This is a genomic window from Methanofollis sp. UBA420, from assembly GCF_002498315.1.
Taxonomy (GTDB): Archaea; Halobacteriota; Methanomicrobia; order Methanomicrobiales; family Methanofollaceae; genus Methanofollis.
The window spans coordinates 78873-101692 of sequence record NZ_DAGX01000007.1 but is presented as its reverse complement, the minus strand read 5'-3'; the positions used below and the strand labels follow the sequence as shown (position 1 = coordinate 101692).

The window sequence follows — 22820 nt, the reverse complement described above, 5'->3', positions numbered from 1 at the left end:
TGAATGCAGGCTTGAGGTCCGCAACAAAAATTCTCAAACTCCTCAATTGGTGGAGTGAACGGCGAAGAGGGGAGTAAAAAAATTACGATGTGCCAAAAAACGGGAACTCCGGATTCAGAGCAAGCGATTCAGGTCTTCGACAGTCATATTGGCCTGCTTGAGAACGTGTGATAAGGTAGAACGCTTGACCGGTTTATGCATGGGTACGGTCAGTTTCAGTGTTTTATCAGGGAGGTGCTTTTGCAGGCGGATATGGCTGCCCCGTTGGCGGACCACAACCCACCCATCCCTTTGAAGTGCCGCAACAATTCTGTCATAATTCAGAGCAGGCACTTTGTTCATACGGCGATCTCAATTTGCTCGGCTTTTTCGTTAAACACAAGATCGTCATCAACGACTTCAAGGTACAGATCGATCGCTTCCCTGATATTTTCCAGTGCTTCTTCCTTCGTGTCGCCTTCACTGATACAGCCGGGAAGGCTCGGTACATAGACGGTGTATCCTCCTTCCTCACTGGGTTCAAGCACTACACGCAGTTTCATACTATAACCTACCAATTCCGGAAATTTATACTTAATTGCCCCGCCATACAAAGGATTACGCCAATCGATCCCCCACCGAACGCTGCCTGACGGGTGTGGTAAAACGAAGAGAAAATGCAGGCGGCGGCAGATACGAAAGGATCTGAGGGAGATCGGTTGAACTGGTGCAGATGCAGAAGATGAGAAGGGCTTGCTATGATCACTACGGAATGAGGCGTGGTATGAGTCATGGAACTCCTCGAAGAGGCAGGTGTTGCTCCGTCGCGGACTTCAATTCTTAATGACAATCACATAGGTATTAAGACTAGATCAAATAGCAAAAACAATAGGAGTTATGGAAAAGAAATGCTTTCAAATTCAGGGGATTCCAGCAATTCTCTGGGGTTCCCGCTCAAATAAATTATATCTATACATACACGGACAGTCCGGGCGTAAAGAAGAAGCGGAAGCGTTTGCTCATATAGCCAGTCATTATGCGTGGCAAGTTTTGAGTATCGACTTGCCCGAACATGGAGAACGCAAAAGAGAAACAAATTCATTCGACCCGTGGCACGTCGTGCCAGAACTCGTGTCTGTTATGGACTATATCAAAGGCCAGTGGACACACATTTCTCTATTTGCTAACAGCATCGGTGCATGGTTCAGTATATTGAGTTTTGAAAATGAACTGCTGGAAAAAAGCCTTTTTGTTTCCCCTATTCTTGATATGAAACAACTTATTTCCACTATGATGCTCAGGGCAAATGTATCGGAAACACAGCTTGAGCGTGAACGTATTATCCCCACTTCCTCTGGACAAACTCTTTCGTGGGAATATCTCCTCTATGCTCAAAATCACCCGATTACACAATGGGAGGTTCCAACAGCAATATTGTATGGCGAGCATGACGAACTTACAGATCGTACTGTTGTAGAAAAATTTGTCCAACGTTTTCATTGCAATCTAACTATTATGAAAAATGGGGAACACTGGTTTCATACCTCAGAACAATTGGAAGTCTTAAATAATTGGATCAATACGTGCCTTCGAGAATAAACTATCAAAACCCCTCCCCCTTCCTCAATTTAATAGAGACCCCGCCCCCCTGCTCCAGCACAACGATCCTCCCCATCATCTCCTCCCGCAACTGCCCAGGGAGACGCTCCGACTGCCACTCCCATTCCCCGCCAGCGTCACCCCCGGCCGCCGCCACGGCTTTCAGGGCATAGTACGCCGCCCCGTAGGCGTGCTGGGGGACATGCGCAGTCGCCACCGCCTGGCCTGCGGCACGTGCGGCAAAACAGGCCGCGTCATTTTCTTTCGCTTCGCGGGCAGCGGCATGAGCGGCAAGAGAAGCGCCGCGGATCTCGGTCATCCTGAACACGCCCGTACTGGCCCATCTCCGGCATGTTTCGATGGCATTGCGCGGCCGGCCGTCCTCAGGATACGCCTCCTCAAAAAACGGAAGCACCCGTTCGGCGCAGTCCGCAGCCCAGGTTGCCATCGAGATCTGATCGTCTCTGGCGTATTTTTTCACACGCAATTCTTATGAACGTCCCATATTTTGTATCTTGATATGCTGCCGGGAGGGAGATGTCAACCGGGATTGCCGTAGCATCGATACACCCCTTCCAGGACGCTCCGGGTCCGCCTCGAGTGGACGGCGAAGGCGGACGTCCGGACCGACGACGACGATCCCGACCCTTGCACCCTCGCGCCCGGTTCGCGCCGGGGTGGTGGCAACCGGGCGGCCGAGGAAAAAAGCCGATCCTTACCGGGATCTGTGTACAGAGTACATAGAGAGAAGTGTGTACAGCTACCCCTGATAATTTACACACGATCCGGAGAACACCCGGCACCGGTGAGAAGGATGGATCCCCGGTCGTGATCCGGGCGCGGGTGTAAACGACCGAGAGCACGCTGCATGCATCCCCGATCATCAAACAACGGCCGCCAGCGAGATATCGCCCGGTGCAAACCAGGCGCGAAGAAGAAAAATGGCCCTCTGGCCCTGTAGAATGCCTCTCCTTTTCCTGGATCCGGTATAATTCAACCGCCTCCCCACATCGATCGCGCCGGGGGCGGCAATTCGATAGTGTTCCCGCATGGTGTCTTGCTCCGAAGAGGGAGCACGGATCCGTGCACATCCCACAAGCCCACAGGAATGTTCATCGCGTATGCTTCCGTGGATCATGCCTGATTCTCCAGAGCCGAATAAACGGGTTGGAGCCGGGATCGGCCCTGAAGCCTCCCGGCCCTTTCCAGTCCTAACCCGCGGGCTCGAACTTTATCGCCCTGTCGTACACGATCTCGTTGTAGGACGGCCCGGTACTCGTAGCACCCTCCAGGTAACTCCTCCAGATAATGAAGAGCGGCTGGTCAGGCTCGATGCCGTAACTACCTATACCGGAGGGGAGTTCGAAACAGTGCGGGTCACCCTCGCAGTCCCTCGCGATCGTGTAGACGTACAGGTACTTCGCGTTGGGATTGTCGGGGAGGTACTCCTCAGCAGTACCGCTGAAGTCCGCGTCGGTGATCGATCCGACGCCGTTCCACACATCCGCTCCATAGACGGAGAAACTCGAGTACGTCGCCTTGCCCGTGGCGACGTGGTTGACCCCGTAGACGATGATGAACTCGTTCGTATCGTTCCCGAGGGTGATCGGCGGGTTTCGCAGGAAGTCATAGTACTGCGTGGTGTCGAAGAAGGGCGGCGTCGGCGAGTTGACAGTCTGGTTTGCGCTCCATAGATACGCTGCATCGTTGCTTGGCCCCACACCATCGATTCCCCGCTGGATAGCATCATTCCCCATCGGGAATCCGATACTCGTCGGAAGCTCCGTGGAGCTCAGGTTGTTGTGCTTCTCAAGAATCGCGTTCCTGAGATCTTCGAGATCGTCCGTAAGGTCAAGCTCCGTCTTCCCTGTTCCCCTGACCCGCATATCCGGAGACTCATACGGGTCGAGTGCCGTCGTGTTTTTCGGCGTCACGCGGAGGATAGTCGCCGGGGTATTGTTGATGTACTCGGCGCCTGCCTGCTTGTCGGTGAAGAGGGCAGGGCGGATAAATATGCCGAACGTATCGGAGGTGTTGTCGAGGCCCATATTCAGTATGGACGACGGAAACACCTGGGTGTTCATCATGTCGTCCGAATATCCCGCCGATCTGGCGGCGGCACGGATACGCTCGTCAATGCCCCTGTCGGCCGTGGCGACGGTAATCGTCGTCTGGTTGTACGGATCTCCCGAGCCTCCGGTCGTGTTGATGACCTGATTGTTCAGCGAATCGGCGATGTTGGAAAAGATCCACCTGGTCTCGTTGCCATAGGTCCTGCTCATGAGATAATAATCGTACCCGAAGTACCTGCACTCAGGCGGTGTCTGTCCTACGAAGACAACAGCTTCGTCGGGACCGAGATTCCAGAAGGAAGATGTGTTCCCGCTCATTCCAAGTGTTTTCGCTATCTCTGCTATCCGTTCGTCGACCGGATATCCGGGTGCCGGCGGAACGAAGTATGCCAGATACTTTGTGGCCGGATTGTTTCCATATGCGGAAGGCAGCACCCCTGAATCATAGAGTTTGATGAGATCGAAATAGCCGATCTCACCTTCCTGCACGCTGAAGTTGTCCTGCTCCAGTATCTGCCGGAAAGCATCCACGTCACCTGTTTCTCCTGTCTGTGCAAGGCCATGCCCTACCAGCATGGCCACGAGAACTGCAAAGAGGATGTACCGTCTCAAACTCTTCCCCCCTCTGGGGGTGGAATACCATCCGGGCAAGAAATAGTTTTGGTTGTATCCCGGTCCGATTGCTCTACTCGTGCATTCTGTCATCCAGGCAAACAACCGATATATGGTCCCCTACCGCATGCTGACCCTGAAAAAGGAGAGGGATCCGCCCACACGCTGGAGCGCTGCTCAGAAAATGTTCAATCGCGTGTGCTTGAAACGAAGGTTCACGCCGAATTCTCCAGAGCCGAATAAACTGGTTGGAGCCGGGATTCTCCCGGCCTCTTCCAGTCCTAACCCGCCGGCTCGAACTTTATGGCCCTGTCGTACACGATCTCGTTGTAGGACGGGGCTGTTTTCGTAGCACTCTCCAGGTAGCTCCTCCAGAGAATGAAGATCGGCTGGTCGGGCTCGATGCCGTAACTTCCTATACCAGAGGGAAGCTCGAAGCAGTGCGGGTCACCCTCGCAGTCCCTCGCGATCTTGTAGACATACAGGTATTTCGCGTTGGGATTGTCAGGGAGATACTCCTCGGCAGTTCCGCTGAAGTCCGCGTCGGTGATCGATCCGACACCATTCCACACATCCGCTCCATTGAGAGTGAAGCTCGAGTACGTCGCCTTGCCCGTGGCGACGTGGTTGACCCCGTAGACAATGATGAATTCATTCGTATCGTTCCCGAGAGTGAGCGGCGGGTTTCGCAGGAAGTCATAGTACTGCGTGGTGTCGAAGAAGGGCGGCGTCGGCGAATTGACAGCCTGGTTTGCGCTCCATAAATATGTTGCATCGTTGCTCGGGCCTACGGCATCGATCCCCCGCTGGATAGCGTCAATCCCTTGCGGGAACCCCGGAGCCGTCGGAAGCTCCGTGGCGCTCAGGTTGCTGTACTTCTCGAGAATCGCGTTCCTGAGGTCGTTGAGATCGTCCGTAAGGTCAAGCTCCGTCTTCCCGGTTCCCTTGACCCGCATATCCGGAGACTCATACGGGTCGAGTTGGGTCGTGTTTTTCGGCGTCACGCGGAGGATGGTCGCAGACGTGTTGTCGATGTACTCGTCGCCTACCTGCTTGTCGGTGAAGAGGGACGGGCGGATAAATATGGCGAACGTATCGGAGGTGTTGTCGACACCCATATTCAGGATGGACGACGGAAACACCTGGGTGTTCATCATGTCGTCCGAATATCCCGCCGATCGGGCGGCGGCACGGATGCGCTCGTCGATGCCCCTGTCGGCCGTGGCGACGACTATCGTCGTCTGGTTGAACGGGTCTCCAGGCGACCCCTTCGTCTTGATGATCTGGTTGTTCAGCGAATCGCCCATGTTGGCAAAGATCCACCTGGTCTCGTTGCCATATGTCCTGCTCATGAGATAATTATCGTACCCGAAGTACCTGCACTCCGGCGGCGTTTGTCCTACGAAGATAACGGCTTCGTCGGGACCGAGATTCCAGAATGCAGATGTGTTCCCGCTCATTCCAAGCGTTTTCGTTATCTCTGCTATCTGTTCGTCGATCGTACCCCCGGGTGCCGGCGGAACGAAATATGCCAGATACTTTGTCGCGGGATTGTTTCCATATGCAGAAGGCAGCGCTCCTGCGTCATACAATTTGATGAGATCGAAATGCCCGATCCCGCCTTCCTGCACGCTGAAGTTGTCCTGTTCCAGTATCTGCCGGAAAGCATCCACGTCACCTGTTTCTCCTGTCTGTGCAAGGCCATGCCCGGCCAGCATGACACAGAGACATGCCAATAGAATATACCGTCTCACAGATTTCCCCCCTTTTGTGGTTGGAATACTATCCAGGTGAGAAATAGTTTTGGTTGCTTCCCTGCCCGACCGCTCGACCCCGGCAGTTTCGGTGACCGGAATGTTCATGGGCCGTCACGCACTTTCTCTATCCGGGTGTCGTTTCAATGGACAAATTCATGCAGGCCGCCATCGAAGAGGCCAGACAGGGACGTGCCGAGGGCGGGATCCCCATCGGCTCGGTGCTGGTGATCGACGGCAAAATCGTCGGCCGGGGACACAACCGCAGGGTGCAGAAGGACAGCGCCATTTTACACGCCGAGATGGACTGCCTGGAGAACGCGGGCCGGCTCAAGCCGGAGGATTACCGCCGGGCGGTGCTGTACTCGACTCTTTCCCCCTGCGACATGTGCAGCGGCACGGTCCTCCTCTACAAAATACCCAGGGTCGTGATCGGCGAAAACCGGACCTTCCAGGGATCGGAGGAGTACCTCCGAACCCGGGGCGTCGACGTGGTCGTCCTGGACGACGAGGAGTGCGTGCGCCTGATGACCGAGTTCATCGCCGCGAATCCAGAGTTGTGGAACGAGGATATCGGGGAGGAGTAGAGGGGTCATATCAAGAGAGAGAATGGGGGGCGTCGTCATCTCCGATAGCACCAGGTAATAGGCCACTGACGATGCGTGTCTGTAGATCATCAACAATTGGATCATGATCTGTGCAGGGGTTCAATACACCCTAGAAGAGAATATAAAGGAAATTTTCTCCGGCGCAGTTTATAATTCACATTGCCTTAACTTCGCAATTTTTGTAGGACATCCTCTCCGGTTCAAGCAGTTAACCATCTTTTCATGCATTTTAAAATCGAAGGAGGAAGGGTACGCGTTCTAGACACTCACGATATTAGCACAAAAAACGCACTCATTTGAGTATGGCAAGAACTCGACAACTCTATTCATATGATGAGACAAAAGAGCGGCATGAAATTTAATTCGATGATATTATCTTGGCCGAAGAAATACATCGTTCTTGAAGGGGACTTTCAGTGGATTATGCAATATGGAAGAGGCATTCTGGACATGAAGAGTTAGTCTACGCCAAAAATTTTGTAAATAACCACCATTTATCCAATAGCAGGCTTTTATTTTGCCCTGCGTGTGGAGAACCAGTAATATTAGCAAGTGGAGAGGAAAGAACCTATTTTAGACACTGCCCCAATAATCCAAAAAATTACACCTGCCCCAACTATTCAGATAGCGTATATGCGGTTCAATATCAGAGGCAACAAGAGGAACGCAAATTAAGGCAACGTCCAAAACGGATCTATATTTTGAAGATAGGTGGAAACTTCGGGCTTTTTCTTGGTTTTCCTCCATTGGAAGAGAAGACTGTTTTAGCTGCCAGAAATGAAAAACTCATAGTACGAATCATTAATCCTAATAATGCAGAACTTAAAGAGAACAGAATCCTCTCTAATCAATTAATTCCAGGAGAAACAACTTACCTCCAGTTAAAGTGGATATATGATTATTACTCTCTCGAATACAGCGAATCACCAGTCGGTCACGACATAATTAAAATGTGGGGGGAGGATCTATCAGGACTTCCAGAAGAGGGGGCACTGTTTAGATACAGTAAAAATTATGCTCGTTGTATATCAAACAACGGAGAGATAAACACAGACAAATATTACTATTTTGCAACAGCCTTTGGAATACCAGATGACACTGAAGACTTTCTCGAATACGAGCCAGTAGGGGAATTAGAAGGAGATTCATATGGCTTCGAATCAAAATGGATGGTCTACCGAGTGCAGTTTACCAAAGTTACCGAAGAGGCCATAGAATTTGCAGACAACTTAGGAGTCACGCTTGTCGAGTGGCATCCCCCCCTAATCCCCCTCTGGCCTCCTCATGTGCAGGTTGGAAAGAGGCAAATTTACAGTAAACCAGCGACCGTCCTCAACCAGGCACAAACAGACACATTCTATTATCAGGATACGGATGGACAATCTCGCAGACTTAAAAAAATACCAACTAAAGCAGCAGGATTGTTGTTATGCCACTCTGTCAGGGGTCCAACACACGTCAAATCCTCTGATGGATCATATGAGGCTCACCTCACATGCGAATATCCGGAAGAAATATTTCAGTACTTCTTTCCAAAAATAACACTTGATTACGCAAAAAAAACACTTGAAAATGGAGACTCCTTCTCCCTCAAGGGTAGAGCAAACTTATCCTTCAAGTCAGACTGTAAATGTGACATTTATCATTACTCAGAAAAACAACTAAAAAGTGTTTACTGGAATGAACAGACTATTCTTGCATTTCCAAACCTCTCCGAAGGAGATAATATTTGCGTACTTCATGGACTTGACGCGATACATCAGGTAAGCATTCCCAAACACATCCAGCCAAAGGGAAGATACGCGGTAAAGAAAGACGAAGAAACGTATCAGGAACTCATTCTAATGAGAGGTACGTTTATATCGACCCCCGTGAAAGTGAAATATATTCTGGACCATCTTGAAAAGTATCCTAAAGTCAGTAGTTATCTCAGCCAGACATTACGATCTGGTAAAATACCACAGAAGGCGTACGACCATCTTATTTCTGAATTCTATCAGGAGATTGAAAAGTAATGGCAAATCCAAAAAAAGATTTCAAATTACGTTGCTGTATCGGGATTTCGGTGAAATTTGACGACCATAATTTCAAAATCTTGAGGATAGCAGACATTTCCACAAATGAGTGGGGTAAAAAAGGTCGAGTAAATACCATAGGTACGATCTACACCAATCCAGACAACGGGCACATGCTCATACCGATTAAGTTAGAGGAAAATTCTAATCAATGGGGGCATGACAATGTAGGCATCTGGATGTGGAAAGAAAATGCCAACTCTGAGTTTTATGACGCAGCCCCCTATTCACATCATCCTAAACCCCCTTGCAAATATAATTATTACGAGTTAATCTTCTTGCAGAATCCTGAAACTTCGCCAGGATCCCTACGACATAGGAGACTGGTGATGGATTCTGAGGATGCACTCGCACAGATGTTGGAGAATGGTATTGTTGTCCCGGATACATTTTCAGAAAACCTCCTCGTAGTCTATGACTGCGATGAAGAACATTACTTCTGTGTTGAAATAACGAGAGCAACATCCTGTCTACGGTATAATGAGTTGCTATTTGTAACCGACAGAAGGTCATTGGATCGATATAGAATCATAAGAGCAGACGTTATTGATTCTTTTGATCCAGTATACACAAATTCAATCCCAGATAACAGTTCAGACCTGACTCGAAGGTTCATCTACAAAAAAATGAAATTCGGTCAGCAGGATAAGTTAGATCCTCTTATCCTCCATAATGATTCAACTCGTTTTGCAGGATATTTTTACCGCATCGCATCTCGCTTGAATTACTCAGAGGGTGAGAAGAAACTCGTGAACAAAATTGTCACCGAGGCCCTATCAAATCCAGAATTACAGCCACAATTTATACTGTCTCCAGAAGTAAAGCAAAGGTTAGAGTTACAAACTGACATAATAAATGCATATCTCAATACTGACGATAAAGTTGAGGAGTTTGTAAGAGGGGTTATTGAAAACGTCCCGAAGATCAACGAAGAATACGTTGATAAAATACAACGTATCGCAAATCAAGAATTATTTGAGCAGAAAGAGGCTTTAGAGAGAGAAGTTAGCGACCTAAAGAACATAATCGATGAAATCAATAGTGAAATACTTGTAATAAATGCGGAAAAAACAGCTGAAACGGATGCATTAAAATCACTCAAGAAAACAGTTGAATCAGAAGGGGAAAGACTCAGATCAGAGCAAGAATGCCACATAAAACAGGAACCCCACAGGTACAAAGAAGATCTAAAAAAGATTGCCGATGAGGGAATTGTTGCATTTAAAAAAGAACAAATGCAGGCGATCGCCAAAGAGGGCGAACAGTTTAGAGCGGATCAACAGAACACTATCCAGAAAGATCTTGAGTCACTCCGTGAGGAAACTCGCAAAATCCAGAAGGACATAGACTCATTAGAAGTATCAAAGAAACAACTTGAGAAAGATATTTCAGAAAAAAAACAGATTCAAGAAAAATTCTCGCAACTGGAACAAAAGAAGCAAGATTTAGAAAAAATAAATGACCAGTTAAAAACCTATTGTGAGCAGAAACTTAGGAGCATCCAGCATAATCCAGGGAACTTCCTCGGCGATTTGGCGCTGTTTAAAGGGGTAATTCCATCAGAGGATTACGAAAAAATAAGTGTTGCCTCCTCGCCAAATTCAGATCTTTTAGTGCAGCCGGCAAAAGATTGTCACGGATCAGAACCGATCGAGAGTGAGAATATAAAAGATCTAATCGATGATCTGAAGAACAATCTTCAGAACATTGGAACTGACAATAAATATGCTGAGATCTTAGCTAAGCTCATTGCTGGAGCATATGTGACAAGAACTCCTCTCCTCCTTACAGGATGTAAGGCAAATCTCATGGCTAATGCCATTTCAGTTACACTCCACTCACAAACACCTGAGGTTATTTCTGTTCCAACTGGTTACAACAACTATTCTTCACTGTTAAACACTGTGAAAAAGAGTAGAGGAAATATTGTTCTTCTTCAAAATGTCATCGGTTCCATTGACGAATATTGTTATACGCATCTCGCAAAGGACATTCTTGATGAAAACCCCGAAAAATACATCCTGTTTTCACTTGATTTCTCAGAAAACATGCGAATACTTCCGCCAAGTGCCCTAGGATATATGGTCCTCATCAATTCAGAAGATATGATAACCTCCATTGCAGCCAATGCCTTGTATCCTGGGATTTGTACAGTAACTATCGAAAGAAGTTCAAAGGGATTTCAGGATTTGTATCAGAGAGCAGTTAAGATTTCAAAAGGACTGAATACAACAAATGGGTACAATCTGACTAGAACTGCAATACTCTCTGATTTTATCGAAACAGATGACGAAAAAGATGAAGAAAACGTGGAGGGGGTACTTCTTCTGGAGCTTGCATCATATTGCAAATTGTTAGGGACTACAAAAGAACTAAACCAAAGACTAGAGAATCTTAGCAGAAAAGACCTCAAAGAGATCATAGTGGGACTCCTTGGAGGAGAATAACTCTATGATCCAATATCCCCATGAGATTATAGCACAGGGACTGGGGATATCTCGCTTTTCCTGTGAAGACAAAAACGCCTATATTGCCCGGGTGCTTTATTCCGCCATTTCAGAATGGATAAAAACAGCAGTTTTAGACAGATGTATTGAGGACAGAGAGGAATATCAGGACACAAAAGACACACTGTACACAAAACATCATGTGACCAGAAAATGCAATATCATCCTTTCTGCCTATTTAGATCTCTATCCAGACGTGAAGAAATGGTTTTATCCTGAGGATAAACCGGATTTTCAGCCAGCAAAAAAGATCCAAGAGAGACTGGAATACGCTGGATTTCTTGTATCTGGACCGGACAACACAATTCAATTACCCCCAGATAAATTCGCAAGAATTGCCGATGATTTGTTTTTACTCCGCGGAACATCATTCGGAAAAGATGGAGAGATACATGGGCTTGGATGGTATGTTAATAGGATTTCCGAAAAAAATGCGTACTCGCTTGAAGAACTTTTTTTGATACCACAAATTGATGCAAAAGACACCGTTCTTGAGTACAGTAGATATGCTAATGGGAAATATACACTAAACCCCATCATATCTGATGTTCGAAAATATTTTGACCCGCTTTCAAAACTAATCTTCTCTGATTCCTGGAAACAATCACTGGATCATCCGTGGGAACTAACGGTGTATCGAAATAACCTTGCTGACTATGGAATTGCTAAAAACGAAAATGACAAGATATATACCCTGGCATTTCCGGATTACATCATAAAAACACACGAAGTTCGTAGATTCATGTATGGTCTTCGACATTTGAATGATAATCAGGTACAGGCCACAATAACGACCTACAAAGACGCAATCAAAATCAAGCTGTACTCTACTCTTCCCGGGAGAGAGGAAATGTTGCTCTACATGATAGCTTGGCCGGTTCGAAACATTCTGGACAGAACAGAATTTATTACATCGCCTGTATTCCTTCCAATCGTCACAAAACTTCTGGAGAATCTAAACATTCGGGTGATACAGAATGGCTGAATATAGTGCTCAACATATACACCATGAACTTGTTGCAAAATTGAAGGACTACATCGGGGCACAATACTTTGGTGAGAACGATCTTCTTTTGAGCGCATCAAAAGATCTTTTAGATGAAAAAGACTCAATTTACAAAGATCCCTACATAGAATCAAATCAAACATACCAGATATCAAAAGATGGATTGATTAATGCCGATATCCCTCAAAATATCAAGGATTTCCTTTTTCAAATGAGTACCAAAAATTTAGGGGTTTTCAAAGATCCTTATAGTCACCAGGTTAAGGCGCTTGAAGAGTTTTACCAAGGGAGCGACATTCTGGTGACAACAGGCACAGGTTCTGGAAAGACCGAGTGTTTCATGTGGCCTCTTGTCGCAAATCTTGCGAATGAAGCAAAAACATGTCCAGATTCGTGGAATAAAAGAGGCATTAGGGCGTTGCTGCTCTACCCAATGAATGCACTGGTCGCAGATCAGATTGGTCGTTTGCGGAAAATGATCGGGGACTACGGTGGAGAATATTACACACTTTTTACGGAGTATACTGGTGGCGCACATACTCGTATTCCTCAATTCGGAATGTACACGGGTAGGACACCATATCCCGGTGAACCTGTAAAAGAAAAGAATACAGAACTGGCAAAAACACTGGAACGCGACCTGATCGACCGTAGTCCCGAGTTGATCGCGGAGCTCAAATCGCTGGGGAAGTATCCCTCAAAATATGATCTGAAAACCTATACTGCAAATCTAAAAAAGGGGATTCATCAACCTGCTCTGCGGGATGCGGAATTAATCACCCGTAAGGAAATGCAGGATTATTGCCCAGATATTCTCGTCACAAATTACTCAATGCTCCAATACATGCTGATTCGGCAGATCGAACAGCCATTCTGGTCAAACACAAAGGACTGGTTAAACGAATCTCCGGAGAACAAACTCCTGATAGTCATCGATGAAGCACATATGTACCGTGGATCGGCGGGAGGAGAGGTGGCCCTCCTCATTCGCCGGCTAATGTACAAGTTAGGAATTACGCGCGATAAAGTACGGTTTATTCTCACCAGCGCAAGTATTCCTGTTGATACCGAGGAAAAGAAAATCGAACTAAAAAAATATCTAAGGGAGATCACTTCATCGGAGAAGGATACATTCTCGATAATAATTGGAACAAATAAAAAGATCGATCTCCTAAATCCCGTTGATTTCTCTGCAAATAAGATAAGTAATTTCCCTCTAGATGATTTCCAGCTTGATGATACAACAAAAGTACTAGCAATCCACAGATTTTTCCAAGAAATTGATGGGACAAGGCCCCCATATGATACTATCAAGGAACTAGAAGTATGGTTATTTGAAACATTGCCAAAATACAGTCCCATACAACGGATAATAAATCAAACAGCAGGAAACGCTACCGGGATCACCGAACTTGCAGAGATTGCGTTCCCACATGATGATACCAAAAATGCACTTTCGGCAACACAAGTTCTTCTATCACTACTACCACTTGCTAAAAAAGACAGGCAGGTTCTCTTTCCTGCAAGACTTCACATGTTTTTTCGTGGCCTACAGGGATTGTACGCATGTACAAATCCGAACTGCCCAGAAAAGCATGCTGGCGACGGTATCACTCTCGGTAAGATTTACTCAGACAGTGAGTGGGACACCTGCCCTCACTGCGGTGGAAAAATCTATGAGTTAGTCAATGATAGAAGATGTGGAGCCCTATTCCTCAAAGGATACTTGCTCAATGGGGGGGATTCCAAGAAAAAGAACTATCTCTGGCGTACTCACGGAGAAATATTTGGGAAAGAGTTGAAGGAAGTACATCTCTACATCATCCCGCAGAATTATCATAGAAAAAAGGGAGATATCCGTTACGGGTGGCTTGATGCAAAGACTGGTTTCATCCATTTTAACAACATTCATGCCGAAGAAGATGGATTCTTAGAGGTTTGCTACTCTCTTAAGCCAGTAAAAGGAAAGCCAGAACAACTGACATTTTACTCCTGTCCCAAGTGTGAAAAACAATTGAGGAATTACGCACTTTCCGATTTTTCTACGAAGGGAAATGAACCTTTTTACAACATTGTTTCATCACAACTGTCGGTTCAACCGCCTGCACTATTTAACGAAGAAAAACTTAAACAACAACCAAATGCCGGGAGGAAAGTCCTTGTCTTCTCAGACAGTAGACAAAGAGCGGCGGTACTTGCCAAAGATATGACCCGGACAGCAGATGATCAGGCTGCAAGAGCTGTTTTAGTTCTGGCGGCCACTCGATTGCAGGAGTGGGCCAAGGATAATGATAATGTTGTCACACTTGATATGCTCTATCCCGCATTTTTGGAAATATCATACCAAAATCATTTACGTCTATTCTATGGAGGGGACAAGACCCTCTTTAACAAAGATCTAGAAAAGATCAAACGTACTATTGAAAGAGCAGAAAGACAGAAAAAACCGATAATATATGATAGAATCACTAATGATTACAGGAACAAGCCAGGACTGTTTTCTGAACAACTCCTGAAAAATCTCTGTTCACCTTTCAGGTCTTTGACAGATCTTGGATTGGGTTGGATGGAACCCAGTTACGAGGATGATATTACAGGCTGTCTTGAATCATTCAAGGAACATGACATCCAGATGTCTGAAGAGGAATTTATTGCCCTTTTTGCTGCTTGGGCCCACTATCATTGTACAAACTCATTTGCTATCGGAAACCAGATTTCAGATCAAATACGGTACAATATCTCCCTTCGTAAATATGGCAGCAGGTTTGGTGTAAAGGAAAAAGACCTAAAAAAAGTACCATCCAGATTCAAGAAAATATTGGCAAATAAATATACGTATCATCAGATTGATTGGATTGTGTCTATACTTTCCAACACCTTCCTTGATCGCGGAAGTGGAGAGGAGGAAGGCAGATATTTCCTGATTTTGGAAAAAATTGCGTTAAAATTCAAGGACACACATAAGTGGTACCGCTGCAGAACCTGTTCCAATATTTTCCCATACACTCTGTTCGGGAAATGTGCACATTGTGGTTCACCTGATATCTATGAGATGAGTGATCAGGATCTTGAACGATACAAGTTCTGGAGAGACCCTGTTCTTGATGCAATCGCTGAAGGTTCTGGGAAATTGATTCATACCATCAATACGGAAGAACATACGGCACAACTATCCTACAAAGATCAGCGGGATGACATATGGTCTACGACAGAAAATTACGAGATGCGGTTCCAGAACCTTGTCTTGGACGATGAGTTTCCAATTGATGTTCTGAGTTGTACAACAACGATGGAAGTAGGTATTGACATCGGGTCTCTGACAGCGATCAGTCTTCGGAATGTTCCACCAATGCGAGAGAACTACCAGCAGAGAGCAGGACGTGCAGGAAGACGCGGAACGTCAATATCAACAATTGTCACCTATGCTCAAAATGGCCCCCATGACGGTTGGTACTTCAATCATCCCGAGAAAATAATTTCAGGAGATGTCAGCAGCCCATGGATTGATGTAGACAATAATACACTCCTTCAGCGTCATGTGAATCTGCTTATCCTATGTGAATTTTTGAATGAAAAAGGGACGGATTTGTACGAATATCCAGTATTATCATTCTTCGATAACTACTACAATGAGTTTATAGAGTTTCTGAAAACATTCTGGTTTAAACCAGAACTAGAGGAAACAATTCTATCTATCCAAAAAACAGATGAAAGTTCTCATCAGAAATTTATATCAGAACTCATAAGAGAATTAGAGAGAATCCGAGATGATGTGTTCAAAAACCGCGACCTTTACGAGGGCAAAGCGGAAAAAGAACAAAAAACCAGTCTTCTGGATCACTTGAGTTTTGAGGGGATCTTACCAACCTACTCATTCCCCCAAAACGTTGTAGGTTTCTACATTGAAAACGGATCTGGGAATAAGATAATCCAGAGACCAGACCGTTCACTTGACATTGCAATTAGTGAATATGCCCCAGGAAAAGTAATCGTTGTAAACAAAGAAACCTACAAAGTCGGCGGCATATACAGTTTCCACTCAAAGTTCAGAAAAGGCAATAGGCGTGAAAATCAAGCACGACCGTACTTTGACGATCCTAATTATCTGTCCGATTTGTATCTATGTCCAAACCCAGAATGTGGCTGGACTGATACAAAATATCCAATAGGGGGAGTGTGCCCATTCTGTGGAGAACCAATTTCAGAAGAGAAGAAACGGAAGATGCTTCGACCATGGGGTTTTGCTCCCATAGACGGAAAGCCAATCCCAGAAGCACACGCAGAAATTGAACAGTCATATGCAGAGGAGCCATGCTATTTTGCAACACCTGACCGCAATGACATGAAAGACATTGGGTGTCAGCACATAATGGCCGCAGTCCGATCTGATAAGATCAGAATCATCAACAAGGGCGTGAAAGGACACGGATTTAATGTATGCCAGAAGTGCGGTGCTGCAGAGGTTGCAGAACAAAGTGATGAGGATCCCGAATCAAAAGTATTGAAGAATATTGGCCGACCATACTCTATCCAAGGTGCAAGGTGCATTCATGATCCGGTAAATGTGTATCTTGGTCACACATTTGCAACAGATATGATTGTCTTTGAGTTTGAACTGGATAAGTCCCTAATAAACACCGAATACTCCGGAATGTGGATATCAAGCGCTGCAACAACACTCACCGAGGCTTTCTTACTTGCTGCAAGCCGGACTCTGGATGTTGATTTCAAAGACATTAAAGGTGGTCACAGAGTTCACGAAACGGAAGATAAAACGTTTGTTGATATTTACATCTATGACAGTCTATCAAGTGGAGCGGGATACGCCACTGGCCTTTGGAGCATGATTGATCCACTACTCCAGAATATTCAGAATGTCTTGAACTGCGACAAAAGGTGTGCTACAGCATGTCACTCTTGTCTCAAACATTACTGGAACCAGAGAGTGCATGAAAAATTGGATCGTCTTGCAGCCCTTGATCTCCTGAGCTGGGGTAGATATGGCAACCTCCCAAAACCCTTGAGCATCGATGAGCAACATGAAATTATCATCCCACTCAAACATTTGCTTGCTGATGCTCATCCTGAGATTCAATTACCCCCCGAGAAAGGGAGCATGTCAGTTATTTTACCGAACAAATCAATCCAATTCGTGGTGTATCCTGCTATGTGGCTCCTATCAGAGAAGAAAGATAGCACCATATATTTGTCAGATAAGGTAGTAAAAAATGCACTCCCAAAAGCCTTTGAAGAGGTAGATAAGATTATAAAACACTTCCTGCGAGATTAGAATCCTCCAAAAATTAATTTTCCTGCTCTGCAGGAACTATCCCTAACAATTTCTACATAGTGTGTCACTCCCAGTTCTGGATCCTATCAGAGGATTTTCAAGAAGGATAAGGCTTCATGTTAGTCCCCAGCAGACGATACATGGGGGCAGAAAACCTGCGATCCTGCGCAGGATCAGAGGGGACCTCAACAAGAGCAAGGAATTTTCTTTAGGGTCTTACCATCCTGAATCCGGGAGATGAAACCTGATCACACCACACTCTAAACGCGGTTCCAACAAGAAGCAATCCCGCTCTCCATCGACTCGCCCGAAACCTTCAACGCCGCCATCGGCACGCTCATCGCCTCCCTCGATCCGTCGGTCGAACTGCTCAGCTTCGGAGAGGCGCTCCACGGCGGCGAGGAGAGCCTCCTGCTCCGCAACAAACTCTTCCAGCGCCTGGTGGAGAGGCACGGCTACACTGCCATCGCTATCGAGAGCAGTTTCCCCTGAGGCCGCTTCATGAACGACACGTGGCCGGCCGTGGGCCACACCTCACCAAGATCTTCGGCCCGCGCTATGCCGTCATCGGCTCGGCAGTGGGTGTCTCGGAGGCTAACGGCATTGGCCAGGACACAGCGACATACGCCCGCGGCGGGCCGCCTCTGCAAGAGCAGGACGCCAGCACCGGGTAGGAGGCCAAAAGAACCGTAGCTATGCAGAAGCGACGGCAATGCGCACGCCCTCCTCAGCGTGGACGACGTATTTTTTCCGAGAAAAAGAGAGCCTCCACCCACCCCGAAAAAAGATTGTATCGGGAGGAGTATTCTGAGATCTTATGCGACGTGGATGTACGTCTCGACGAGCTCGCGGATCGCTTCCGTGTTGCCGTAGAGCTTCTCGCTGAGGCCCTTGTCGTTGAAGGCCTTCAGGGTCTGGATCCTGTTGTCGATCATGCCTGCCGGGAAGATGCCGTTCTCCTCGAAGATCGCACGCCTGGCGACGAGGACGTCGGCCGACTCAAAGCACGATGCCGGGAGCTGCCTGAAGGTGGCGAGACGATCCTTGAACTCGGGCCTGAAGATGTTGCCGATGACATAGAGGTCCTCGGCCTGCTTGAGGGCGTCGGGCATGTTGATGCCGTGGAGGGAGGCGATGATCAGGGAGGCGACGGTGAGATAGGGATCGCAGGAGCCGTCCGCGACACGGTACTCGATCGTCTGCTTGGACGGCCTCGCGGCGGCGCAGTGGTAGCCGCAGGGGTTGGCGTCGCGGGTCATATCTGAACCGCAGGTCCAGCCCAGGGGCACGCGGACCACGACAGAGCGGTTGCGGTCGCCCCAGCAGATGTAGGTCGGGGCTTCCTGGTGGGGAACCAGGCGGAGGTACGAGGTCGGGATGCAGTTGCCGAAGGCCGTGATCGCGTCCGCGGCGTCGAGGATGCCGGCGATCATCTTCCTGGCCATGGAGCTGAGCTTGCCGTCCTCGACCATCAGGTTCCTGCCGTCCTTCTCGACGAGCATGTGGAAGTGCATGCCGCTGCCCGCCTTGCCGACGGTGATCTTCGGGGCATAGCTGATGTCGACGCCGTAGCGGTAGCCGAGCATGCGCAGGATCCACTTCGCCAGGATGATCTGCTCGACCGCCTGCTCCACCGGCACCGGGAGGAACTCGATCTCGTGCTGCTCGTAGTAGGTGTCCTCGTTGCAGAAGCAGCCGACCTCGGAGTGGCCGTACTTGATCTTGCCGCCGGCGCGGGCGATCAACTTCATCGCCTCGTTCCGCAGGTCTTCGAACTTCGCGAAGGGCTCGGCCGTGTGGTAGCCCTTCTGGTCGCGGCCGGGGTAGAGGTCCTCGCGCGGGCTGATTACATAATACTCGAGTTCGCCGAGGGTCTTGAAGACGGCACCGGTCTGGCGGGTGAACTCCTCGTTCGCCTTGCGGAGCACGTACTCGGGGGAGCTCTCCAGGGGCTTGCCCTCGTTGTCATAGAAGGAGCAGAGGATCTCCAGCGTGGGCACCTCGGTGAAGGGGTTCATGAACGCGGTGCGGTAGCGGGGGATCGCATACAGGTCGCTGCTCCCGGCCTCGATGAAGGAGAAGAGGTTGCTGCCGTCGACACGCTCGCCGTCGGAGAGGATGGTGTCGAGGTGTTCCTTCGAGGAGATAATGAAGTTGAGGGTCTTGAGCTGGCCGTCCTCCGCGGCGTACCGGAAGTTCACCATCTCGATCGCATTTTCCTCGCAGAAGTGGATGATGTCTTCCTTGGTAAACTCCGCCGGATCCTTCTTGAGAAAACGAACCAGATCGTTGGGATTCATCAAGATCTCAGAGTCTTTCATAATTTCCTAACGTTGGTTCTGGCCGGATAAAAACATAATCCTCATTTAAACAGATTTGCGAGGGAATAAAAATATTTAAACGCCATAGAAGGCAGGGACTTTCCATCGGCGAGACACATCATAGCAGCAGGATCATGCCCAGCGCCGCATAGTCGTCGGGCCCTCTCCGGGGCACCCGACGGCTGCAGGCCGTGCAGAGAGGCACACCGTTCCGCCGGGGACCGTCACCGCCGGGGAAGGAGGGCGCCCTGCTCTGCCCGGGCTCCCAGGCCCACTTGGAGTCAGGCAGGGCATTCCGGTAGATCGTTTTCCCGCAGACCGCACACCTCCCCTTTCCCGCATCCCCAAACCGCCTATTCCAGCATTGCTGCCGCCCAATTGTGCCGCCTGACACCACAACCACCCTGCCCGCGAGAATATATTCTTGTGCGACAATAGAATCACTAACTATATAATAATTCCGGAATATTTTTTTCAGAATATCATCGAATGAGAAAAACAAGAAATTAAAGAGAATGAAATCTCTCAAAAAACGATTTCATCGCCACGCAAGGGACAGGTCACGTCAGGAGTGCGTTCAGAACAACGCCTGGAACAGATTGGAAAAGGCCCGGGCCAGGAGTTCAGGGGGAGGAGCCGGGCATGCCCCCTCGCTCCGGACGTAAAAAAGAATTATTCTATACAATCCCCGATCTCGGCCATGCCCGACGGGCCGACCACCACTTCGAGGACACCATGCTTGAAGGACATCCGCGCCACCGCGAGGGCCGGGGAGGGGAGGGCGACCGTGGTGTAGTACCGCCGTTCGCCGTCCTCCGCGGCGATATGGAGGGAGGCGTCCTCCTGCCAGACCCTGACGCCGTCGGCAGTCACGCCGGGAAGCGCTGCGGTCACGACAGTCTCCCCGCCGACCTGGTGGACCTCCACCACAGGTTCGTTCGCCCCGGCCCCTTCACTGCCGGTCAGCGCCTTCATCGGGGACCACGTGGGCGGGAGGACATGGCAGTGCCCGTCCCTTATCAGCATATAAATCCCGAATGCGACGGGCTTGTTCTCGTATTCGTCCTGTGCGCGGTTCACCATCTGCCTGATGTAATCGCTCAGTTCACTGAAGTCTTCCTCTGGTATATCCTGGCTCATGCTGATTCCTCACGTAGGGTAGCCGGTCTCCGACTGTCCCCGAAGTACATTTTTCTGACCTGTAGGTATAAATTTTTTGATCTTGCCATCTCCAAGGAAAAGAGAAATCAGAGCAAAGTGTCAAATTGAGAGCGACGGTCAGGTTTTAAGGGCAGCGAGATGAAAAAAGAAGTATATAATGGGGCATATGCCCCCCGGCCCACCGGGGAGAGAGGAACCGCGAGGAGGATCACTTGTGGTACGGTTCGCCTCGCACGATCCTGAAGGCCCGGTAGATCTGTTCGAGGAGGATCACCCTGACCATGGTGTGGAGGAAGGTCATCCGCGAGAGGGAGAGGCGGAGATCGGCACGGTTCAGCACCGCCTGCGAAAGACCGAGAGGCCCGCCGATCACAAAACACACCTCCCGCGTTCCGGAGATCTCCCAGGTACGCAGGCGAGCCGCAAGGTCCTCGCTCGACCACATCTCGCCGGCACCGTCAAGGGCGACGAGGAGGGCGCCCCCGCGGACCGCCGCAAGGATCCGCTCTCCTTCCTCTTCCTTCACCTTCGCCTCCTCTGCCGGCGAGGCGTTCTTCGGCACCCGCTCGTCCTTCACCTCGACGATCTCGCAGTTCGCATAGGGGCGGAGGCGTTTCTCATATTCTGCAATCCCCTCTTCGATATACCGCTCTTTCGCCTTTCCAACAGCAACGACACTCACCTGCATCTCCAGAGCCCCTGTACCTTTCGTGCCCCTTTCCAGATATATTAGGCGACATTACAGGCGACCGGCCGTACACCAGATCCAGCCGTCCTCGTCAGACCGGAAAAAACGGTTCTCGCCGCAACGGAGGCGCTCCATCGCGGCCATCGAATAGTGTGCCTCGACCTGCCCACCTGCGTCCCGGATCACCGACCCGATCATTCCCGGCGTGTACAGGGAGATGGCGGGCAGGCCCGACCTCTCCTTGAGGCAGGAGAGAACGGCCCGCGGGACCGCCCGCCTGCGCAGGGAGACCATCTGGCAGGGAGCGAAGTACTCCGCGATCACGTGGTTCTTCCCGGTCCCTGAGCAGAATGAACCGAGGATGCCGGCGAGGGTGGCCCGGTCAGGATAATAACTCGCCCCTTCAAGGACAAGGACCGTCGGTTCCCCGACAGCAAAGGGAAGAGAAAGCACAGAGGCGATATCGGCCTGAACGCAGGAGACCCGGGCAGCGAGGTCAGGGGCGACCCTCGCGTAGAGGGCGCGTTTCTCCTCCATCCCGGCACGACCAACCTCCACGACCGAGGAGACCTGGTCGGGGTAGCGCTCCAGCACCTCGAAGGCCAGGGGGTTCATCCCTGCCGCCGGGACCACGACCCTGCAGGGTTCGCCTGCCCTATCCAGAGCCTGTCCAAGAAGGCAGGCGATCATGTGCCGCCCGTTCAGGACGACCTCGCCATACCACGGACAGACCTCCTCGCACTCCTTCAGGAGGCCATAGGCGGGCGAGAGGTCAAGGGCGTCGAGGAACTCTCGCACAGGCCCGCCATCGTACAGCGCGGCCGACCAGGCCATAGCCAGCGCTGCCGCGGCGTCGAGACCCATCTAGAGCCCTCCGATATCCCGGTGCCAGGGGTCAGGGTGCCCATCGACGAAGGGACCGGACATCCCGGTGGAGGCAGGGAGGAGAGGGGCGTCCTCTTGCAGACGCCCGGTGTACCCTCTCCCCATGACCTCACTCCCGGCGAGCGAGATCCCGATCTCCCTGATCGCCTCTGCCATGAACCTGTCCACAGACTCACACCCTGCCGCAGGCGGAGAACAGCAATGGGGGTGACCGAAGGGTGGAAAAGCACACCATAGAGGCTGCCGCTCAACCACCTCCATCG

General features: G+C 49.4%; 17 protein-coding genes. 6 read left to right on the top strand and 11 right to left on the bottom strand.

What is annotated here, in order from left to right:
• Positions 1–114 precede the first annotated feature (114 nt).
• Complete coding sequence (locus BP869_RS10540) at positions 115–342, bottom strand: type II toxin-antitoxin system HicA family toxin (RefSeq protein WP_342679479.1); 228 nt, start codon at positions 340–342, stop codon at positions 115–117.
• Entirely contained in the window at positions 339–542 is a 204-nt protein-coding gene (locus tag BP869_RS10535; RefSeq protein ID WP_342679477.1) for a type II toxin-antitoxin system HicB family antitoxin, read from the bottom strand. Before BP869_RS10535 ends, BP869_RS10540 begins: the two co-directional genes overlap by 4 nt.
• A gap of 334 nt (positions 543–876) precedes the next feature.
• On the opposite strand from BP869_RS10535, the gene BP869_RS10530 reads away from it, so the two are divergent.
• Positions 877–1578 carry an alpha/beta hydrolase gene (locus tag BP869_RS10530; RefSeq protein ID WP_342679475.1) on the top strand — a complete coding sequence of 234 codons (702 nt, stop codon included), beginning with the start codon at positions 877–879 and terminating at the stop codon, positions 1576–1578.
• 4 nt (positions 1579–1582) lie between these two features.
• Here BP869_RS10530 and BP869_RS10525 read toward each other — a convergent pair whose 3' ends face one another.
• The 3 genes from BP869_RS10525 to BP869_RS10515 all read right to left on the bottom strand — a co-directional run bounded on the left by BP869_RS10525 (position 1583) and on the right by BP869_RS10515 (position 6124).
• Complete coding sequence (locus BP869_RS10525; protein WP_342679473.1) at positions 1583–2059, bottom strand: putative immunity protein; 477 nt, start codon at positions 2057–2059, stop codon at positions 1583–1585.
• A gap of 730 nt (positions 2060–2789) precedes the next feature.
• Positions 2790–4262, bottom strand: coding sequence for a hypothetical protein (locus tag BP869_RS10520; protein ID WP_342679471.1), 1473 nt, complete (start codon positions 4260–4262; stop codon positions 2790–2792).
• Between the two features lie 281 nt (positions 4263–4543).
• Positions 4544–6124 (bottom strand): hypothetical protein, encoded by a 1581-nt coding sequence (locus BP869_RS10515; protein WP_342679470.1) that lies wholly within the window; start codon positions 6122–6124, stop codon positions 4544–4546.
• Between the two features lie 38 nt (positions 6125–6162).
• Here BP869_RS10515 and BP869_RS10510 point away from each other — a divergent pair, with 38 nt between their 5' ends.
• The 5 genes from BP869_RS10510 (at position 6163) to BP869_RS10490 (ending at position 17502) form a co-directional block, all read left to right on the top strand.
• Positions 6163–6603 carry a nucleoside deaminase gene (locus BP869_RS10510; RefSeq protein ID WP_342679469.1) on the top strand — a complete coding sequence of 147 codons (441 nt, stop codon included), beginning with the start codon at positions 6163–6165 and terminating at the stop codon, positions 6601–6603.
• 437 nt (positions 6604–7040) lie between these two features.
• Positions 7041–8639 (top strand): hypothetical protein, encoded by a 1599-nt coding sequence (locus BP869_RS10505; protein ID WP_342679467.1) that lies wholly within the window; start codon positions 7041–7043, stop codon positions 8637–8639.
• On the top strand, positions 8639–11146 hold the full coding sequence (locus BP869_RS10500) for a hypothetical protein (protein ID WP_342679465.1): 2508 nt from the start codon (positions 8639–8641) through the stop codon (positions 11144–11146). Before BP869_RS10505 ends, BP869_RS10500 begins: the two co-directional genes overlap by 1 nt.
• A 4-nt stretch (positions 11147–11150) precedes the next feature.
• Positions 11151–12191, top strand: a complete 1041-nt coding sequence (locus BP869_RS10495) for a hypothetical protein (RefSeq protein ID WP_342679463.1) — start codon at positions 11151–11153, stop codon at positions 12189–12191.
• Entirely contained in the window at positions 12184–17502 is a 5319-nt protein-coding gene (locus tag BP869_RS10490) for a DEAD/DEAH box helicase (protein WP_342679461.1), read from the top strand. The genes BP869_RS10495 and BP869_RS10490 overlap by 8 nt, the downstream gene beginning before the upstream one ends.
• A gap of 815 nt (positions 17503–18317) precedes the next feature.
• On the opposite strand, the gene BP869_RS10485 is transcribed toward BP869_RS10490, so the two are convergent.
• The 6 genes from BP869_RS10485 to BP869_RS10460 all read right to left on the bottom strand — a co-directional run bounded on the left by BP869_RS10485 (position 18318) and on the right by BP869_RS10460 (position 22713).
• Positions 18318–19802 carry a glutamine synthetase family protein gene (locus BP869_RS10485; protein ID WP_342679459.1) on the bottom strand — a complete coding sequence of 495 codons (1485 nt, stop codon included), beginning with the start codon at positions 19800–19802 and terminating at the stop codon, positions 18318–18320.
• Between the two features lie 139 nt (positions 19803–19941).
• Positions 19942–20217 (bottom strand): hypothetical protein, encoded by a 276-nt coding sequence (locus BP869_RS10480; protein WP_342679457.1) that lies wholly within the window; start codon positions 20215–20217, stop codon positions 19942–19944.
• Positions 20218–20495: 278 nt separating this feature from the next.
• The gene (locus tag BP869_RS10475; RefSeq protein WP_342679455.1) at positions 20496–20963 is read right to left on the bottom strand and encodes a hypothetical protein; all 468 of its coding nucleotides are present in this window, start codon (positions 20961–20963) and stop codon (positions 20496–20498) included.
• 229 nt (positions 20964–21192) lie between these two features.
• On the bottom strand, positions 21193–21672 hold the full coding sequence (gene rlmH / locus BP869_RS10470) for a 23S rRNA (pseudouridine(1915)-N(3))-methyltransferase RlmH (protein ID WP_342679453.1): 480 nt from the start codon (positions 21670–21672) through the stop codon (positions 21193–21195).
• 51 nt (positions 21673–21723) lie between these two features.
• Entirely contained in the window at positions 21724–22536 is an 813-nt protein-coding gene (locus BP869_RS10465) for a hypothetical protein (RefSeq protein WP_342679451.1), read from the bottom strand.
• On the bottom strand, positions 22537–22713 hold the full coding sequence (locus BP869_RS10460; RefSeq protein WP_342679449.1) for a hypothetical protein: 177 nt from the start codon (positions 22711–22713) through the stop codon (positions 22537–22539).
• Positions 22714–22820: the final 107 nt, after the last annotated feature.

What these genes read in the sequence shown, in the direction of transcription:
- BP869_RS10490 (WP_342679461.1), top strand. Translation starts at nt 12,184, where the DNA reads ATGGCTGAATATAGTGCTCAACATATACACCATGAACTTGTTGCAAAA.
- BP869_RS10495 (WP_342679463.1), top strand. Translation starts at nt 11,151, where the DNA reads ATGATCCAATATCCCCATGAGATTATAGCACAGGGACTGGGGATATCT.
- rlmH (WP_342679453.1), bottom strand. Translation starts at nt 21,672, where the DNA reads ATGCAGGTGAGTGTCGTTGCTGTTGGAAAGGCGAAAGAGCGGTATATC.
- BP869_RS10540 (WP_342679479.1), bottom strand. Translation starts at nt 342, where the DNA reads ATGAACAAAGTGCCTGCTCTGAATTATGACAGAATTGTTGCGGCACTT.
- BP869_RS10530 (WP_342679475.1), top strand. Translation starts at nt 877, where the DNA reads ATGGAAAAGAAATGCTTTCAAATTCAGGGGATTCCAGCAATTCTCTGG.
- BP869_RS10460 (WP_342679449.1), bottom strand. Translation starts at nt 22,713, where the DNA reads ATGGCAGAGGCGATCAGGGAGATCGGGATCTCGCTCGCCGGGAGTGAG.
- BP869_RS10500 (WP_342679465.1), top strand. Translation starts at nt 8,639, where the DNA reads ATGGCAAATCCAAAAAAAGATTTCAAATTACGTTGCTGTATCGGGATT.
- BP869_RS10475 (WP_342679455.1), bottom strand. Translation starts at nt 20,963, where the DNA reads ATGAGCCAGGATATACCAGAGGAAGACTTCAGTGAACTGAGCGATTAC.
- BP869_RS10510 (WP_342679469.1), top strand. Translation starts at nt 6,163, where the DNA reads ATGGACAAATTCATGCAGGCCGCCATCGAAGAGGCCAGACAGGGACGT.
- BP869_RS10535 (WP_342679477.1), bottom strand. Translation starts at nt 542, where the DNA reads ATGAAACTGCGTGTAGTGCTTGAACCCAGTGAGGAAGGAGGATACACC.
- BP869_RS10515 (WP_342679470.1), bottom strand. Translation starts at nt 6,124, where the DNA reads ATGAACATTCCGGTCACCGAAACTGCCGGGGTCGAGCGGTCGGGCAGG.
- BP869_RS10465 (WP_342679451.1), bottom strand. Translation starts at nt 22,536, where the DNA reads ATGGGTCTCGACGCCGCGGCAGCGCTGGCTATGGCCTGGTCGGCCGCG.
- BP869_RS10485 (WP_342679459.1), bottom strand. Translation starts at nt 19,802, where the DNA reads ATGAATCCCAACGATCTGGTTCGTTTTCTCAAGAAGGATCCGGCGGAG.